The sequence below is a fragment of the Novipirellula caenicola genome (assembly GCF_039545035.1).
In the GTDB taxonomy this organism is placed as follows: Bacteria; Planctomycetota; Planctomycetia; order Pirellulales; family Pirellulaceae; genus Novipirellula; species Novipirellula caenicola.
The window spans coordinates 74,524-92,249 of the sequence record NZ_BAABRO010000005.1; the positions used below are offsets into that span (position 1 = coordinate 74,524).

At 55.3% G+C, this 17,726-nt stretch carries 14 protein-coding genes; 9 read left to right on the forward strand and 5 right to left on the reverse strand.

Features of this window, described 5'->3' with window-relative positions:
* Positions 1–205: 205 nt before the first annotated feature.
* From ABEA92_RS12075 to modA, 5 genes are all read left to right on the forward strand, one after another.
* Entirely contained in the window at positions 206–2,419 is a 2,214-nt protein-coding gene (locus tag ABEA92_RS12075) for an APC family permease (protein ID WP_345684087.1), read from the forward strand.
* Positions 2,420–2,710: 291 nt separating this feature from the next.
* Positions 2,711–2,917: a hypothetical protein gene (locus tag ABEA92_RS12080; RefSeq protein WP_345684088.1), complete on the forward strand. Its 207-nt coding sequence runs from the start codon at positions 2,711–2,713 to the stop codon at positions 2,915–2,917.
* 1,155 nt (positions 2,918–4,072) lie between these two features.
* Positions 4,073–5,359: a threonine/serine exporter family protein gene (locus ABEA92_RS12085; protein WP_345684089.1), complete on the forward strand. Its 1,287-nt coding sequence runs from the start codon at positions 4,073–4,075 to the stop codon at positions 5,357–5,359.
* Positions 5,360–5,374: 15 nt separating this feature from the next.
* A complete protein-coding gene (locus ABEA92_RS12090; protein WP_345684090.1) occupies positions 5,375–5,815 on the forward strand; it encodes a DUF3293 domain-containing protein in 441 nt (146 codons plus the stop codon).
* Positions 5,816–5,893: 78 nt separating this feature from the next.
* Entirely contained in the window at positions 5,894–6,688 is a 795-nt protein-coding gene (modA, locus tag ABEA92_RS12095) for a molybdate ABC transporter substrate-binding protein (RefSeq protein ID WP_345684091.1), read from the forward strand.
* Positions 6,689–6,814: 126 nt separating this feature from the next.
* On the opposite strand, the gene ABEA92_RS12100 is transcribed toward modA, so the two are convergent.
* From ABEA92_RS12100 to ABEA92_RS12115, 4 genes are all read right to left on the reverse strand, one after another.
* Entirely contained in the window at positions 6,815–8,815 is a 2,001-nt protein-coding gene (locus tag ABEA92_RS12100) for a LamG-like jellyroll fold domain-containing protein (RefSeq protein WP_345684092.1), read from the reverse strand.
* Positions 8,816–8,936: 121 nt separating this feature from the next.
* Positions 8,937–9,431, reverse strand: coding sequence for a transthyretin-like family protein (locus ABEA92_RS12105; protein ID WP_345684093.1), 495 nt, complete (start codon positions 9,429–9,431; stop codon positions 8,937–8,939).
* A 104-nt stretch (positions 9,432–9,535) separates the two neighbouring features.
* Positions 9,536–10,561 (reverse strand): DUF1559 family PulG-like putative transporter, encoded by a 1,026-nt coding sequence (locus ABEA92_RS12110; RefSeq protein ID WP_486348735.1) that lies wholly within the window; start codon positions 10,559–10,561, stop codon positions 9,536–9,538.
* A gap of 400 nt (positions 10,562–10,961) precedes the next feature.
* Complete coding sequence (locus tag ABEA92_RS12115) at positions 10,962–11,945, reverse strand: 2-hydroxyacid dehydrogenase (RefSeq protein ID WP_345684094.1); 984 nt, start codon at positions 11,943–11,945, stop codon at positions 10,962–10,964.
* Positions 11,946–12,165: 220 nt separating this feature from the next.
* On the opposite strand from ABEA92_RS12115, the gene ABEA92_RS12120 reads away from it, so the two are divergent.
* Positions 12,166–13,173 carry a helix-turn-helix transcriptional regulator gene (locus ABEA92_RS12120; RefSeq protein WP_339941183.1) on the forward strand — a complete coding sequence of 336 codons (1,008 nt, stop codon included), beginning with the start codon at positions 12,166–12,168 and terminating at the stop codon, positions 13,171–13,173.
* Between the two features lie 186 nt (positions 13,174–13,359).
* Here the strand turns inward: ABEA92_RS12120 and ABEA92_RS12125 are convergent, their stop codons facing one another.
* The gene (locus tag ABEA92_RS12125) at positions 13,360–13,764 is read right to left on the reverse strand and encodes a gamma-glutamylcyclotransferase family protein (RefSeq protein WP_345684095.1); all 405 of its coding nucleotides are present in this window, start codon (positions 13,762–13,764) and stop codon (positions 13,360–13,362) included.
* A 204-nt stretch (positions 13,765–13,968) separates the two neighbouring features.
* On the opposite strand from ABEA92_RS12125, the gene rsmG reads away from it, so the two are divergent.
* The 3 genes from rsmG to cysN all read left to right on the forward strand — a co-directional run bounded on the left by rsmG (position 13,969) and on the right by cysN (position 17,711).
* Positions 13,969–14,634: a 16S rRNA (guanine(527)-N(7))-methyltransferase RsmG gene (gene rsmG / locus ABEA92_RS12130; protein ID WP_345684096.1), complete on the forward strand. Its 666-nt coding sequence runs from the start codon at positions 13,969–13,971 to the stop codon at positions 14,632–14,634.
* Positions 14,635–14,801: 167 nt separating this feature from the next.
* Positions 14,802–15,713 carry a sulfate adenylyltransferase subunit CysD gene (gene cysD / locus ABEA92_RS12135; RefSeq protein WP_008702189.1) on the forward strand — a complete coding sequence of 304 codons (912 nt, stop codon included), beginning with the start codon at positions 14,802–14,804 and terminating at the stop codon, positions 15,711–15,713.
* A gap of 54 nt (positions 15,714–15,767) precedes the next feature.
* Positions 15,768–17,711 carry a sulfate adenylyltransferase subunit CysN gene (cysN, locus tag ABEA92_RS12140; RefSeq protein ID WP_345684097.1) on the forward strand — a complete coding sequence of 648 codons (1,944 nt, stop codon included), beginning with the start codon at positions 15,768–15,770 and terminating at the stop codon, positions 17,709–17,711.
* The last annotated feature ends 15 nt before the right edge of the window (positions 17,712–17,726 follow it).

A 17,726-nucleotide genomic window follows, 5' to 3' on the forward strand; every position in this document is an offset into this window, starting at 1 on the left:
GATTTAGTTAGCCGTTTTGGCCAACGCTGTGAAGCATCTCGTCGCGGCAAACCGTCAAGAATTTCGGGGATACACGACGTGGATCAAAAGTCTTGACGACTTCCGCTACGGTAAAAATGCACAAACCCTTCAACCAAAAAACATTTCACAGCGTTGCGTTTTAGACATTCACTAGATCATCTCTTCGCCAAGACGGCAAACCTTGATGAGTTCCGCATCCCTTAGCAGCGCCACAACCAAACAACAAAGTGGCCATCGATTCGGAACCATCGCTGGGGTCTTTACGCCCTGCATGCTGACGATCCTTGGTGTCATCATGTTTCTGCGATTTGGCTTTGTTGTTGGCCAAGCGGGGATCATTGGCACGATCTTGATCGTGTTGTTCAGTAACGCGATCACGCTGTTGACCACGCTATCGTTGTCGGCGATTGCCACCAACACCAAAGTCGAAGGCGGCGGCGCGTACTTTCTGATCAGCCGCAGTTTGGGAGCCGAGTTTGGCGGGGCAATTGGCCTCGTCTTCTTCGCCGCTCAAGCGTTATCGGTGGCCATGTATGTGATCGGGTTCACCGAAGCCTTGGTCGGCTATTTGCCCGAGGGCACGTCGTCAACACTCGTTGCATCGCTGACCAACGTCGCCGTGTTTGCTTGTGTCGCCATCGGTGCGGCGTGGACGATGAAGCTGCAGTTTCTGATTCTTGCGGCGGTCCTGTTTGCCTTGTTTTCTTTCTATGCCGGTGCTTGGACGCAGTTCGATACCGCCATCTTTCTGCAGAACAAAGGGATGGGGTTCAGCGGTGGCGAGTCGTTTTGGACCGTGTTCGCATTGTTCTTTCCCGCAGTGACCGGAATCATGGCCGGAGCGAACATGTCGGGCGACCTACGCAATCCGGCTCGTTCGATCCCCCTGGGAACGCTCGCGGCCGTGTTTGTCACTGGGCTGATCTACCTTTCCGAAGCGATTTTGATCGGCGGATGTCGTGACCGCGAAACCTTGGTCACCAACAACTTGGTGCTCTCGGATATTGCGGTCTTACCCGCCTTGATCGCCGCAGGCGTGTTCGCCGCGACCATCTCGTCGGCGCTGGGCAGCATGATGGGAGCGCCACGGATTTTGCAGTCATTAGCTCGCGACCGTTTGTTTCGCTGGATCCAACCATTGGGTGTCGGTTCGGGCGTCAACTCGGAACCCCGCCGCGCTATTTTAGTGACGTTTTTGATTTCGCAAGCCGGCATTCTGCTTGCCGATCTCAACACGATTGCGCCTTTGATCACGATGGCATTCCTTGTGACCTATGGGCTGCTGAATCTGGCGACTTTTTATGAATCGATCACCAAGAACCCTAGCTACCGTCCTCGCTTCAAATTTTGCCACTGGACAACTTCGTTAGCGGGTGCGATCGGCTGCGGGGTCGTGATGTTATTGATCGATTGGCAGTGGGCATTTGTCGCCATTTCGCTTTTCGCGGCACTCCATTGGTACCTGTCAAAGATTGATCTTGCCGCCGATTTTGGCAACGTCACCAGCGGTTTGCTGTTCGAGCGGACCCGCAAAAATTTGCTAAAACTCGAAGGCGAACTTTACCACCCCAAAAATTGGCGACCGTTTGTATTAGCCCTCAGCGGCACCGGTTTCTCTCGGCCGCATCTGGTTGTTTTTGGTCATTGGCTGACATCACGCACCGGCATCCTAACGCTCGGGCAAGTCATTCAGGGCGAATTGGACGATCGTCATCGACGTCGCATCTCGCAGGAAAGAATGTTGCACGCGATGATCGGCGAACATGGATTGAACGCATTTCCCGCCGTGGTGGTCAGTAGCGACTACGTGACCGGCGTCGAAGCCCTGGTGCAATGCCAAGGACTCGGGCGACTGCGACCCAATGTCGTCTTGTTGGGCTGCCCGTTATCGGCTGACCGCATGAAGGTCTTTGGTGGATTGCTACGCAATCTAAAAGGACTCTCACGCAGCACCGTGGTGCTCCGCCGCACCGACGAACCTAGCGACGATTGGCGGCCTCCGAGCGGCACCGTCGATGTTTGGTGGCGAGGACGAGCCAATGGCGAATTGATGGTCCTGTTGGCTCACCTGCTTTTGCAGAACGAAGATTGGCGTGGCCGTGAACTGCGACTGTTGCGCGTGGTCGATAACGAAGCGGGGATCGACGAGGTGCGAAACCACCTCGATGGATTATTAAAAGCAGCCCGAATCCCCGGCGTCACCAAGGTCGTCGTCTCGAAGGATCCCGAGTTGGCGATCCAAACGACCAGCCGCAATGCCGCGATGGTCTTTTTGGGCATGCAACCGCCCAACATCGGCGACGAAGAAGCGTTCTTCTACCGCACCGAGAAATTAGCGGGCGGATTGCCGCGAGTCGTCTTTGTGCAAAGCGCCGGCGGAATGCGGCTCGAGTCCTAAGAATCGAGGGGCGTGACCGGAGCCCCGGCATCACCCCATTGTCGCTCGGCTTTCCAAGCCGATTGCGATCATTCATCCAAACACAAACGGCTTGATCAGCAGTCAGCCGTAAAACGCAAGTGAGCACGACAGTGCAAACAGCAACGAACAATACCTTGCCAAATCAAAACGGATTAAAATCGGGGTAATCAAACGCGAGCCTCCAAACGTGGAGCCTCGCCCTCTGTCAAGTACGACACCGCGTCGTACATAACTCCGTCGTGCGGCCTATGCCAGCAGGATTCAGTCCGGATGTCTCACACACTCGACACCTGTTTGCATTGCGATGCCGTAATTCGCGTTGTTGCTTGCGGCTATGGTGTCCGCGACGAGCGTCCTAACTTTAACTGCCCCGCATGTAAACAAGCGTTGTTCTCGTCCGACGGATCAACCGTGTACGATATCGTTGGTGTTGTCACGCAATCGGTTGATGCCCCAGAACGCTCACCCGACGACTAATCAAGTCCCACCACCGCACAACAACGCATGGCCGCTGAGTTGCGGCATCCATGCCGCCAACGCCTTTCGCTTCAACCAGGGGCGACGTCGTATGACACTACGAAGCGCTAATGGGAAGTGCAGCTCGATGCATCGCCGTACACCGTTGTAATGCTTCGCCGAGTATTGCTTTATCACACGGTCAGGAGAAAACAAGAAAATGGGTGACAGAAAGATGAAGATGCTGGATTTTGGGGCGGACCATTCTCCTGTCCCTCATCTTCCTGTAAATTCACCTTTGCTTGATTGATCAATGAAGCGATGCTTCGCGATGTCAATTCCTACACACTGAACTTATTAACAACCCACAATACCTTGCCTGCAACAATGAAATAGAATCGGGGTAATCAAACGCGAGCCTTCAAACATAGAGTATCGCCCCCCGTTAAGTACGACACCGTGTCGTACACAACCCCGTCGTGCGGCCTATGCCCATTGGTTTGTTCGTCCTGATGTTCCTTAGCGTCGCCATCTTTCGACGGGCTCGACGCGTTGGCCGATCTGGGATTGCGTGGATCGCACTCCTTTGGGTCGCAGCGTTTGGCTGCGCTGTTGCCCTGAATGCGGCTTGCATGATCGCCATTCTCTTGTGGCACGATTGGGCTATCACCGAGGCCGAACTTAGGTCTGCCTTATACCTGCCTGCAGCTCTTGGCATGATGTCCGGTGCGATACTTGCGATGTCTCGGGCAGGTCGTCCGATCACCACTTCCTGACGGCCGCACAGCTTCTTACGGTTTGGGGTCAGCGAGGGACCGTGTCAAGATAAGGAGTCCCTCGCTTACGCGTTTTGAAGTTGCGCGTTTAGACGTTCTTCGGGCCAAAGGCCCAGCGATTTGCCTAGCCTGGTCCAACGGGCCAGGTTTTCGATGCAAAGAAACCTAAGGGCCAAAGGCCCGGCCATTTGCTAGCCGCCCTCATTAAGTCCCAGCAAACGGCCGGACCGTTGGCCCTACAATTCATTGGTTTTCTTGGGCCCAGCCCGTTGGGCTGGTCTAGGTAAACGTCCGGGGCTTTGCCCCTAAATACAAACGCGCAACTTCAAAACTTCGGCCTTATCCTTCCGGTCACGTGTGGATGCGTAGCCTCTTTCGAGGATACGAGCGATCGGCAAGAATGAGTGGCTTACGATTTCCGACGCCAAATCCGTGGCAAAATTCTCTTTCCCAGTCCGACGCAGTGCCAAGCGAACCATCCACTCCCACCGGAAAGTCAGCGATCAACGCGTTTCTGATTCACGCGGCAATGATATTGCATCGCTACGGAACGCCCTCGCACCGGCTCGAGCGTGTGATGACACAAGTGGCATCATCGTTGGGGGTGGAAGCGGTGTTTCTGTATACGCCCACAGCACTGGTGATCTCGATCACCAACGGAGCCAACGAAGAGACGGTGGTTCGCCGCGTGGATTCACGCGAAATGCATGTCGACAAGCTGTTCCAAGCCGACGATGTCTTGGGAAAGCTCGAGCGGGGCGAAATCACGATCAAAATCGCCGCTTCACGTCTTCGCGAGATTGATCACAGCGAACCGACGTATCGGTTCATTCCCTTTGCGATTGCCTGCGCGACCGGCTGCGGCGTGCTAGCTACGCTGTTCCAAGGTTCGCTCGCCGAAGTGTTGGCCGCGATGGTGATTGGATTGGTCATCGCCGTGATCGAACGGACAGCCGAACGATTCAGTGGCGAACCAAGCCTACTGCATCCAATCTCGGGTTTTGTGGCAGCGATCTTGTCGCTTGCCATTGCCCGCTTCGTCGTCCCGATTGATGACCGCTTGGTCACGCTCGCGGGGTTGGTCGTGCTGCTGCCAGGACTCCGGCTAACCGTCGCCCTTACCGAGTTGGCGGTAGGGCATTTGTCGGCAGGCGTGGCGAGGCTCGCCGGCGCGATTGTGATGTTATTTACATTGCTGCTGGGCGCCGCGATCGCTTGGCGTTTTGCACTCCCGTGGCGTGACATCCCAGAGAAAATTGCGGTCACAGGAACCTATTGGCAATGGATCGCGTTGTTGATTGCTCCGATGGCGTTTGCCATCATCTTTCAAGCTCGCATGGCTCAGTGGCCTGCGATCTTCAGCGTATCGATGCTGGGAATCTTGGTCCTTCGCTCGGTGGATCCTCACTATGGCTCGGAAGTCGCCTCGTTCTCCGCAGCACTGGCGGTTGGATGTGGCAGCAACCTGTACGCTCGTTTCCGTGGTCGTCCCGCGTTGATTGTGCAAACCCCCGCAATGATCATCCTGGTTCCAGGGTCGTTTGGCTATCGATCGCTGATCGCGATGTTGGACCACGAAACCATCGCGGGTATCGAGATTGGTTTTCACACCGTGATGATTGCGATGTGTTTGGTCGGTGGGTTGCTGATGTCCAACGCGTTGGTGCCACCGAACCGCATTCTTTAATCCAAAGTGGCCGCCATGGAAACCTCCGCTCAACAGCTGGACGATGCCTATCGGCAAACGATCTATTGGTGCGAATTGCCGGAACAATCCGTTGCAATTCGCATTGGCCACACACATCCCGTGCTAGACGATGCACTGCGAAACGAAGCGGTGAACGAGTGGGCCTTCATCACCGCCTATAACCCTCATTCGACTCTAAAGACGCCGCCACAAAATCGTGCAACGAACGAGCAATTAGAGTGCGAGATCGTCCGTCTCGGCTACTCCTACTGGCACGGCACCGGCATCGACCCCAAGGGGCAATGGCCGCCTGAGGCCAGTTTTTTGGTCGTCGGAATCGATCATTCCACCGCAGCCGATATCGGCAGGAAATACCACCAGAACGCGATCGTCATCGGACGTGTCGGTGGTGCTGCGGAATTGCTCTTTTTGACTTCTGCACCTGGATGTCGCTGAAGACTCTACCCACCGTCCCCCAAAGCGAGGAATGTCAAATTAATAAGTGACGCAATCGCTCCTTGTTAGCCTTCACTCATGAATCGAATTTCGTTACTAGCCGGCGGATCGGTGATCGTCTTCGTCATTTGCATGGCGTTGCTGTTTGCTACCGATGGAGACCGGACTTCGGATGGCGGTTTCGATTCGCGGCCTTTGATGCTGTACTGCGCCGCCAGCAACCGAGCGGTGATGGACAAGGTCATCCGGGATTACCAACTCGAGTTTCAGCGGCGAATCCATGTCCAATACGGCCCTTCGCAAACCTTGTTGTCATCGATTGCCGTCAGCAAGACGGGCGATTTGTTTCTGCCTGCGGACGACAGCTACTTGAAGATCGCGGAACAGAAGCAGCTTGTCGTACAGCAATTCCCGATCGCGATGATGCATGCCGTGGTGGGTGTTAGAAAAGACAACCCTCACTCGATTTCTAAACTCGACGACTTGCTGCAAGACGACATTCGCTTTGTTCAAGCGAGTCCCGACTCGGCCGCGATCGGCAAGGTGACTCAGACGGCACTGAAGCGTCTGGGACGCTGGGACGCGATCGATGCGGCGACCATTGGATATCGCACTTCGGTCAACGAGGTGGCGAACGACATCGAAGCAGGGTCCGCCGACGCGGGCATCGTTTACGACGCGGTGCTGCACACCTATCCCAACCTCTCGTTCGTCCGGATCGCAGAACTCAAAGACGCCGCTTCGCAGGTTTCGATCGGAATCATCGCAACGACTCGGCATCGCGAAGCGGCGGCGCACTTTGCCCGCTACGTTTCCCGTAGTGCTCGCTCGCGCGAGCACTACAAGAATTACGGCTTTGACACCAGCCAATGAACGGGTAGCAGCTGTTTCGTTACAGTTAAAAATCAGGGTGCAAGCCGTCAAGACTTTCGACGCTTAGCTGAGAAAACGAAACTCTTGACGAGTTCCGCTACCCTAAAATCAAGCTGTAACACATCACTACTGAACAGGTACGAGCTTGGCATTCACGCCGAGGGTTCCCTTCGCTGCCGACGTGCTCTGATCCAAAACAAACGGCCCAAATTGCCGATCGAGATGCAGCATCAGCACGGTATCGGATCCAGCGGCCAAACGTCGCTCGGGTTTGAAGTCGGATGCGTAGATCGCCTTCTTTGACACACGCACTTCATCGATCTTGCCCAGGAACGGACGCGTGGGTTGCCCCTGCGTGTCGGGATCAGCTCCGATGAACAGTGGCAATTTGTTGGTCGTTCGCTTGCCGGTGGCCTTTTTGGAACCGGCAAGGGCTCCGTTGATGTACAACTTCACTTCGCTTCCGTCATAGACGCCGGCCAAGTGAGACCACTGGTTCACCGGCAACACATCGGTGGCTTTGGCACTGTAGTATTTGCCTTTTAAATTCACATCAAATTGTGGCACGCCCTCATCCATAAAGAACGCGAACTCACTCTGCTGTGTCTTGGCAATCAATCCGCGATGGCCGGCGGCTTGAACCGGGTTCACCCAAGCTTCGAGCGTGAACGGTCCGTTGGGGAGCTTCAGTTCCGAAGAATCGACTCGCACGGCAGATCGCTCATCGACAACGTTCAAACAATGATTCTCGCTGCCGCTGAAATAGTCGGCTGGAACCGCAGCCAGCTTCATCGAAACGGGAGTCGAAGTCGGCGGCAAATTAATCCGTGTCGATTGGCCCACATAGTGAAGATCCATGCGGATGCGTGGGTTGGTCAGTTCGGACTGCAAATCCGCTTTGCGTTGCAACCCGAACGACATTTGGATTGTTTTCCCTGCTTCAATCTCGAGATGTTGATGATCGAGCGTCGTGATCCAATCTCGGTTCACGGGGTCCAGTGACGCGGTGACTTCGATCGGTTGGGCCGAAGTGTTTGTCAACGAGAACGTCAACTCGCCCGACGCGGATCCGTCGATTTGCAAGGTGAGATTGTTGTCAACCTCTACAGGCCGAATCTTGCGTGCCTTGTCGACATCGGCAAGAAATTCGGGAGTGAATTCGGTCGGATCGATGACCGAACCGACAGGCAATGCCGCCACCGTGACACTTTCTTTACGAACCGTCACCACGTTCAAGTGATGCAGGTAACCGGCCTCCGGAATATCGGCCGACAAATGGCCCCCGGTGGTCGCCAAAGTGTAATAGGCGATCCCGTCTTTGGGCCCATCAAAACGCATGTGATGAATGTGCCCGGCGAAAACGGCGCTGACGTTTCCCGCATCCTTCAAAATCCCGTGAACTTCATCCCAATTGCCATCGGTATAACCGGCGCCGATCCAGCGTGGGTGATGCAGGAACAAAAAGACGTGGTCGAGATTTTTGTGCTTTTCGAGCGACTGACGCAAAAAGTCAAGCTGCTCGGGGCTCATCTTTTGCAATCGGCCCTCGTTGAATCCTTTTTCGTTGGTGGCCGCGTCCCCTTCGTCACTGTACAGCACCACAAACCCAGCGTTCTTGTGCTGGAATGTATACCACAACGGCCCGAAATGTTTTTCGTAATTGGTTTCATGTTGGCCTTGGGGAGCTTTGCCCTCACCGCGCCAATAGACGTCATGATTTCCCGCGACGGGAAACCACTGCATCTTCAAACGATCCATGATCTCTTTGTACTCAGCCATCTGTTCCATCCACAACGGCGCGTCGTTGTAGCCTTGGATCAAATCGCCCACGGTCATGACCAAATCGGGATCAAGCAAATTGGTATCGATGACCGCTTGTTCGAGCACCTTCAAACCTGCAGGCACACCTCCGGTGCGATCGCCATACACGACGAAGTGAAAGACATCCTCTTCTTTAGCCAGCGGCAGAACTCGCGATGATTTGCGGGTCGTAAAGAATTTACCCGCTTCACCGTGACCATGACTCTGGCTGTGCACATGAGGATGCGGGCCCTCATGAGCGTGGGCGTTTGGAAGACACAGAATTAACAGCGAGAAAACGGAGCAATGCAAAAGTAGTCGTGACATCTTGTTCGTTAGACCATGGGGAGAGAGAGGGGGGGTAAAGGAAGGGATGGGGCGAGACGCGAGCCATCCCATGATACCTAAAATTTTCGTCGGCCACCGAGCAGCAGGTTTGCAAGCGGTGTTACGAGGCGGACTTGGTCGTTCCGTCGCCGCGGAGATCAAAATTGAATGTCGTCTGCGAATCAGAGACGCTGACCTTCAATTCGGATTTTTCGTTGTAAGTCACGGGAAAACGCTCGGTTCGCTTTGCTTTCGGGGCACTTGATTCGGACTCGGACTCTTCCTCGTCTTCTTCGCCTCGTTCACCCGTGCTGGCGACCGTGCTGATTCGCACCGTCTTGGGACCTTGCGTGACGCCAGCGGTTTTGCTGTTGAATTTCAATTCGTAATGGCCTGATTCATCAGTCGTGCCATAAGAAAACGTGCGATCGTCCGCTTCAAAAAAGACGACGGCGCCTTCGATCGGTTCGCCATCGAGCGTCACCGTTCCCGAGACAGGAACCAGTCCGATGCTGGAGTAGTCGGCATCCAGCGATCCGCCGCAACCGAGAGTGGAAAGCACAAGCACGATACACGCGGTAGCGATGAACGCGGTGGCTTGTAAATGAGGACGCATTCGATTTGACTCCTTCACTGAGCGACAGCACGTTCGCAGCCTGCGGTCGCCCAGAGATGCTTTGGTTGGTTTGATTTTAAATGAAAGGACTTTTTGTGCTGTGTTTAGTACTCGGTGACGATTTCGTGACCATCTCGCGACCCGATGGCCTTGTACGTTTCCATGTCGAGCGAATCGGTGATGAAACGAACCGAACCGTCGCTCATCGTAAAATGAGCTCCGCCAATGTGGTAACTGCCAAAGGAAAGCTCCATCAGATAGCCGCTGGTGGTCGGTGCTTGGCGAATCGCATTGATTTGGGCGATCGTGGTGCCGACGACTTCCGAGAATTCCGTACCGCCGGTGCCGCCATCACAGCGACATGGATCGGCTTGCGGTGAACCGATATACCAGTAATCCATCCCTTGGCCGTCTTTGACAAATTCCGGGTCGGTATAGGATTCGCCGATCATGATCGTGTTGGAGGTTCCGTCGATGATGTCGCGAAACTTGGTTTTACTACAGGCATAGAAAATGCCGTCTTGGTCAAGATTTTCGAGGCCCTTGGTTCCAGCCACGGCGGTGCTTGTATCGTCGGAACTCGATTCGGTCCCCGCGCTACCGCGATAGCTGCCGGGAACACGCTCGGGGATTCCGTTGTAATTAAAATGTTCCTTCAGCGCCATGCTGGGACATCGATAGGTCGGGATCACCGTGCTGACGGCGATCTCGTTAGGCGAACCATCCGCGTCCCAGTTCCCAGGTCCGCTCTCTTGAAAGATCAGCGTTTGGTACAGATTGGCTTGCTCGATTTGTGGCAAGATATGACCGCTCCAGGTCATTCCGCGGTTATCCCAGCCGTAGGGAAAAACGCGAAAGGTATCGTGATAAGTGTGCAGCCCTAAACCAATTTGTTTCAAGTTGTTGCTACAAGACATCCGCCGCGCCGCCTCGCGAGCAGCTTGCACTGCGGGCAATAGCAATCCGACTAATACGCCGATGATCGCAATGACAACCAACAGTTCAACCAGCGTGAACGCGCCACGCAATTGGCGGCCGGGAAGTTTCGCGGAAGTAGGATTCCACTGCATGTTTTTCTTCATTCCATTATGGGGGATTTCAATGAAAACGTATGGGCGTTTTCGTTGCATTTCTCTTTTCAAAAACCAGATCACAGTGATCTGAATCGGCGGAAGAATAGAGACACGCGATGAGGTTTCCGTCAACGAAATGTGAAGGAATCGTGTAGCTGACCGGATCCACCGAAGAGCCCCCCGGCAGCGAAAAACGCGGCAAAAAGAAGGGCAATTCCAAGTCGCACTAAGGCAACCACTAAGTGGAAATCCAGCGCAATAGTCCGCAGGCGAGCCTTCTACGGCGGGGCGTGAAACTGCCGAGAAATATTTGTGACGGTTCCACGAAATGGTGGTCCGAAAAAGAAACCTCTCGGACTGAAGAGAGCATCCGGCGCAAAACGAACTCGTTAACCCGCGGGCCGCTTCGCAATTAACATCACAATGGTGACGTGAGACGTCCGGTTAAGGATGCGAATCAATCGCGGTCGTAGTCGGGGTTGACGAGATTCGGGGGGCGTTTGCCGAGGCAACCGGCGAGACAATTCTCTACCGCCAACTCGCCCATCTTGCTGCGAGTGGCGATCGTGGCGCTGCCGAGATGTGGGGCAAGCACCGTGTTGTCGAGCTCGAACAGTTCCGGTTCAATTTCCGGTTCGTTTTCAAACACGTCCAAACCCGCACCCGCGATCGTATCGGTTTGCAGCGCGCGGACGAGCGCTTTTTCATCCACGACCGGACCGCGGGCGGTGTTGATCAGGTAAGCCGTTGACTTCATTTGACCAAGCCGCCGCTCGTCAATGAGATGCTTGGTCCCTTCGGCCAAAGCCACATGCAGCGAGACAAAGTCGCTTTGCGCGAGCAATTCGTCAAGTTCGACATACTCGACGCCAAGTTCGCGTTCCTCGTCGGGCTCCATTCGCGTGCGGTTCCAATACAACACCTTCATGTCGAAGCCTTTGGCCCGCTGGATCATCGCGCGGCCGATCCGTCCGAGCCCAACCAACCCCAACGTGCTGCCGCTGATATCGAGTCCTAGATATTGCAGCGGAGCCCAGCCTTGCCAATGCCCGCCGCGAACATAGCGATCGCCTTCGACCACGCGGCGGGCCACCGCGAACATCAACGCCCACGCCATATCGGCGGTCGAATCACTAAGCACGCCTGGAGTGTTCGTGACCGCGATTTTACGCTTCGTGGCGGCGGCAACGTCGATGTTGTTGAATCCAACGGCGTAATTGGAAACCACTTTTAAGTTTGGATTCGACGCAAGCACCTCGTCATCGATGATGTCGGTCAATTGGCACAACAACCCGTCAACGCCTTGCAGCCCTTCGAGCAGTTCCTGCTTGCTGAGCGACCGATCTTCGTGATTCATCGTCAACTGCGAACTTTCCTTCAACCGTTTCATGGTGGCCGGCGGCAGCTCGCGAGTGAGAAAGATACGGGGCAGATCGCTCATCGAAATAACCTGGGTGTCCTGCAAACGGTAGAAAGTAGAAAACCGCGTCCTACGTCTGCGATATCGTAACGGATATGCCCGTCGATCCTAGCACCGATTGGCTAAGGCCGGATTGGCAATCGCGGCTCGACACATTCCAATCGAAAACAGGGGGAAGACAATTGGAGATTGTCCGCACGCTTTTTGACGATTCTTTTCGACCCGTGGAGGGGGTTTCTGAATGGCACGCAACGAACAACTGATTCGCCAACACAAACTGCTTCAACTGTTAGAAATGTCACGCTTCGGCAAGACGCTTGACGAATTACGCGATGACTTGGTCAGCGACTTGGGGCTAACGACCCTGCACGAGCGAACGGTTCGTCGAGACGTCGAAGCGCTGCAAGCGGCCGGTTTTGACATCCAAAGCGAGACGCTCGAACGCGGCAAAGTCTTCAAGCTGGGCCGCAACAACAAGGGCGTTCACGAGATCGGGATCTCTGCGACCGAATTGATTGCGTTGTCGATCGGACGTGAATTGCTGTACCCACTGCTGGGCACCCAATATTGGCGAGGGATCGAGACGTTCTGGAACAAGGTTCGTGAAGTGATTCCCGACGGCGTTTTTGAACACTACGACCGCTACCGAAAAACGCTGTATGTGTTCGGATCGCCCAACAAAACGTACGAACAACACGAAGGGATGCTGAAAACGCTCAATCGTGCGATTCTCGAACACCGAGTCGTCGAGATCCAATACGCGTCGGTGGGCAAACCGGTTTCGACGCGGCGAATCGAACCCTATGGATTGGCGGTTTACCAGAGCAGCATCTATGTGGTCGCAACGGCGCCGGAAGTCAAAGAGCCGAGCCAGCGGCTGCGAAACTGGAAACTCGACCGGTTTCGCCATGCGGTGGCGTTAGACGAATATTTCAAGCCCGACCCCAGCATCGAACTGGCCGATCGATTGGGGCGAGGCATTGGAATTTTTTCGGGCGAATCACCGACAATCGTCCACATCCGCCTGGGCGAGCGAGCTGCCGCGTGGGTCAGCGAAGACCCCTGGCACCCCGAACAACGAATGGAGCTGCAGGACGATGGCACGTCGATCCTGACCGTGCCAGCCGCCCATCCTCGCGAAGTCCTGCCCAAAGTGCTGTCGCTGGGGGTGGACGCCGAGGTATTGGAGCCGAAAGAATTCCGCGACGCCGTCGCCGAAGCAGTGCAAGGCATGGCGGCAAAGTACTGAGTTCGATTTCCGCTGGCGGTGCAGACTTAGATTGGGCTGCCAAATGAGTTGGCCGCCTTGGTTCAACGCGGTGAAGCATTTCGTAGCGGAACTCGTCAAGAGTTTCGGGGGGGTACTCGCCGTGGACCGAAAGCCGTTGACGACGTCCGCTCCGCTAAAAATGCATTTACAGAACGCCAATTCGGGCTACGGCCACTGGACCCACGCATCGGGTTCGGCCGGAACGACGCGGGTGAATCCATCGCCGAGCGGATCAGTGGCGTAATGATAGCCAAACGCGGTCCCCAGAGGCTGGCCATCGATCGTGTGAACCTCAACCCGGACGCGGTGGTAAAGATCATCAAAACCCGGCTGATTCGTCCCTTCGATCTGGTCCAAAACACGCAGCACTTGCGGCATTTGATCGTCGGTAAAGCTCCAGAATTCGCCCAGCACTCGGTCCTCGCCCGCCTGCATTGCCGGATAATCGTGACGATCAAACAGCGTCCCCCGTGTCCAAGCGACTTGAATGGATTGCGGAGCACACGGCCAAAGCGATTCGCGACATTGCCCCCGTTTGAGCGTTCCGTAAACAAAGACCGATGTCAGCATGTTGCTCCACTTTGCTGGCTATAAGGAAGTCTCACTAACGAAGACCGTCCGGCTTCGCAAAATCACAACCCGAGCTAGTCGAGCCAGAAATTTAATCCGAATGCAGCGGTGAAGATCCTGCGGTGCTCTGGTTCTCAATCGCGGCATGATGCATGATGATGATCGTACCCCTTCCTTGCCAGTTCTCTTTGCTATTATTTGCCGATGTCATTGGATCCTGAATTCGCTGCTGCCCTTGACGCTCATTCGATGGAAATCGACGAGGTGATCGCGCTAAAGCTGCAGGCCTATGCCGAAACGATGTGGCGATGGAACGAGCAATTGAACTTGACCCGTCACACGACCTGGGACCTGTATGTCAGCCGCGATCTACGTGATTGCTTGCAATTAGCTCCACTTCTAGAGGCGGGCGAGGAGGTCTTGGATTTGGGCAGTGGCAACGGAGTTCCTGGAATTCCGCTGGCGATTTTGCGGCCTGATATCGACGTTTCGCTGGCTGAATCGGTTGCCAAGCGAGCCAACGCGTTGGGCGAGATCATCGAAGAACTTGAGCTTCCCGTGCCGGTTTACGCCGCTCGCGGCGAAGATTTGCTCGAGGATTTCCGTTTTTCGAGCGTCGTCAGCCGTGCGGTCGGCAGTATCGCGAAATTTTGTCGCTGGATCGAACCCCACTGGGCCAGCGTCGATCGTCTGCTGCTGATCAAAGGTCCAAAATGGGTCGAAGAGCGGGGCGAAGCACGTCATCTCGGGGCGCTCGCCAATTTGCAATTGCGGCGAGTCGCAACTTATCCGCTGGGCGATGACGAGGCCAGCGAAGGGGTGATTCTGCAGATTTGGCCCGCAGGGGCCCGCGGTGCTCGATACAACTAACGGCGATTGCTGCCCATCGGTCGCGGATTCGCCAAGGGCAGGCATCAGGTTCACCTAGCCACAAATCGGCGAACGTCTATACTCGTGCATTGAACGTGGCCCAAGGCGGCCCAAATTGGGCTGAAATGGCCCACCCCTCTCCCTTTTGCACTCGATTCCTCGGCGCGATGTCGGATTATAACCTAACTCACCTCAAGCAACTTGAAGCCGAGAGCATTCACATTATTCGTGAAGTGGTCTCGGAATTTAACAAGCCCGTCATGCTGTATTCGATCGGCAAGGACTCGGCGGTGCTGTTGCATTTGGCACGAAAAGCGTTTGCTCCTGCCAAGATCCCGTTCCCGCTGTTGCATGTCGACACGACGTGGAAATTCCGCGAGATGATCGAGTTCCGCGACAACTTGGTGAAAAAAGAGCTCGGTTTGGACCTGCTCGTTTACATCAACGAAGAGGGGCTGAAGCACGACATCAAACCGTGGGAAGACAGCGAGCGGCATACGGAATTGATGAAGACCGACGCGCTGAAGGCGGCGTTGAACAAGTACGGTTTCGATGCTGCCTTTGGTGGTGCCCGGCGTGACGAAGAAAAGAGCCGTGCGAAAGAACGCGTCTTCAGTTTCCGTGACAAGGCGCATCGCTGGGATCCCAAGAACCAACGCCCCGAGCTGTGGAATCTGTACAACGGCCGGGTGAACAAGGGCGAATCGATTCGCGTTTTTCCGATGAGCAATTGGACGGAACTGGATGTTTGGCAATACATCCACTTGGAAAACATTCCGATCGTCCCGCTGTACTTGTCCGCCCCTCGCAAGGTGGTCAATCGAAACGGCGTGCTGCTGATGCGAAACGACGACCGCATGCCGCTGTTGGAAGGCGAAAAGGAAGAAACCCGCATGGTTCGCTTCCGCACGCTCGGTTGTTATCCGCTGTCCGGCGCGGTTGAAAGCGAAGCGACAACGCTGCCCGAAGTGATCCAGGAGATGTTGTTGGCGACGACCAGTGAACGACAAGGCCGCATCATCGACCAAGACGAAGGCGGCGCCGGCATGGAAGAAAAGAAACGCCGAGGATACTTCTAGAAACTGGTGTCCTGCCCACGCCAAACGTCACCCTTTCAACTTCATATTTGACGCATGTCCCACAAATCTGACCTGATCGCCACCGATATCGAAGCCTACCTGAAGCAACACGAGCACAAGCAGTTGCTGCGGTTCATTACGTGTGGCAGTGTTGACGATGGCAAAAGCACGTTGATCGGCCGCTTGCTGTACGACAGCAAGATGATTTACGAAGATCAACTGTCGCAGCTTGAAGCCGACTCGAAAAAGATCGGCACCACCGGCGGCGATTTTGACCCCGCCTTGCTGACCGACGGACTAAAGGCTGAACGCGAACAAGGCATCACGATCGACGTGGCCTATCGCTACTTCAGCACGGCGAAACGAAAATTCATCATCGCCGACACGCCCGGGCACGAACAATACACTCGCAACATGGCCACCGGTGCAAGCTCCGCCGACTTGGCGGTGATCTTGATCGATGCGCGTCACGGCGTGCTAACGCAAACGCGGCGTCACAGCTTTATCGTTTCGCTGTTGGGAATCCGCCACGTGATCGTGGCGGTCAACAAGATGGACATCGTCGATTTTGACGAGCAGCGATTCAACGAAATCTGCGATGATTATCGCGCGTTCGCAACCCGATTGGACCTGCCCGATTTGCACTTCATTCCGATCAGTGCACTCAAAGGGGACAACCTTGTTGACCGCAGCGAGAACATGCCGTGGTACAGCGGCAGCACGCTGATGAATTTCTTGGAAACCGTGTACATCGGCAGCGACCGAAACCTGCAAGATTTCCGTTTGCCCGTCCAATACGTGAACCGTCCGAACCTTAATTTCCGCGGTTTCTGTGGCACGATTTCCTCGGGCATTATCCGGCCGGGCGAAGAGATCATGGTGCTGCCGAGCCGACAAAAATCCAAGGTCAAAGAGATCGTCACGTTTGACGGCAATCTAGACGAAGCGTTTGCTCCGCTGTCGATCACGTTGACGCTCGAGGATGAAATCGACGCCAGCCGCGGTGACATGATCGTCCGCGAAGGCAACCTTCCCAAGAGCCGCGATCATATCGATGCCATGTTGGTTTGGATGGACGCCGGCGCCATGGTGCCTGGTAAAACGTACCTCTTCAAACACACCACTCAAACGCTGCCAGGCACGATCGACACACTGAAATATCGTGTGGATGTAAACACATTGCATCGCGAGCCCGCTCCGCAGTTGGAACTGAATGAGATTGGACGTGTCAGCATCTCGCTAAGCGGCCCCATTCATTTCGATGCTTATCGCCGTAACCGCAGCACCGGTGCCTTTATCGTGATCGACCGGATCACCAACGCCACCGTCGCAGCCGGGATGATCTTGGACAAATCGGGCGATAACGATTCCAAGAGCATTTGGGATGACGATTTGCAAGCGAGCGATTCGGGCGATCCGAACGAAGTTTCCGCGGTGACGCCTGCCGAACGGGAAGCTCGTTTTGGCCAAAAACCGGCCACGATCCTGTTGACCGGATTGACCGGCAGCGGCAAGACGTCGATCGCCTTGGCTGTCGAGCGCAAGCTGTTCGAGGAAGGTCGCGCCGCAGCGATGATCGATGGCGAAAGCGTGCGACGTGGATTGAGTCGCGACCTCGGTTTTTCCGCCGCCGACCGCAGCGAAAACCTTCGCCGTAGTGCTCACTTGGCCCAAGCACTGAACCAAGCGGGCATGATTTGCGTTGCCGCGTTTGTGGCGCCGTCCGAAGAGGTGCGAAGCAAGGTCGGCAAGCTGATCGGCGAAGACCGTTTCTTGGTGATCCATGTGGCGACCCCGGTGAACGTATGCCGAACACGAGACACCAAAGGCCAATACGCCAAAGCCGACGCCGGTGAACTGTTGAATTTCCCCGGGGTTACCGCCGAGTACGACGAACCCAAAAATCCTGATTTGACGCTCGATGCGAGCCAACAGAGCATTGATGAATGTGCGGACGCCATCATCAAACTGTTGCGAACGCAGGGAATCATCCGCTAGTCGCGAATTCGGCTA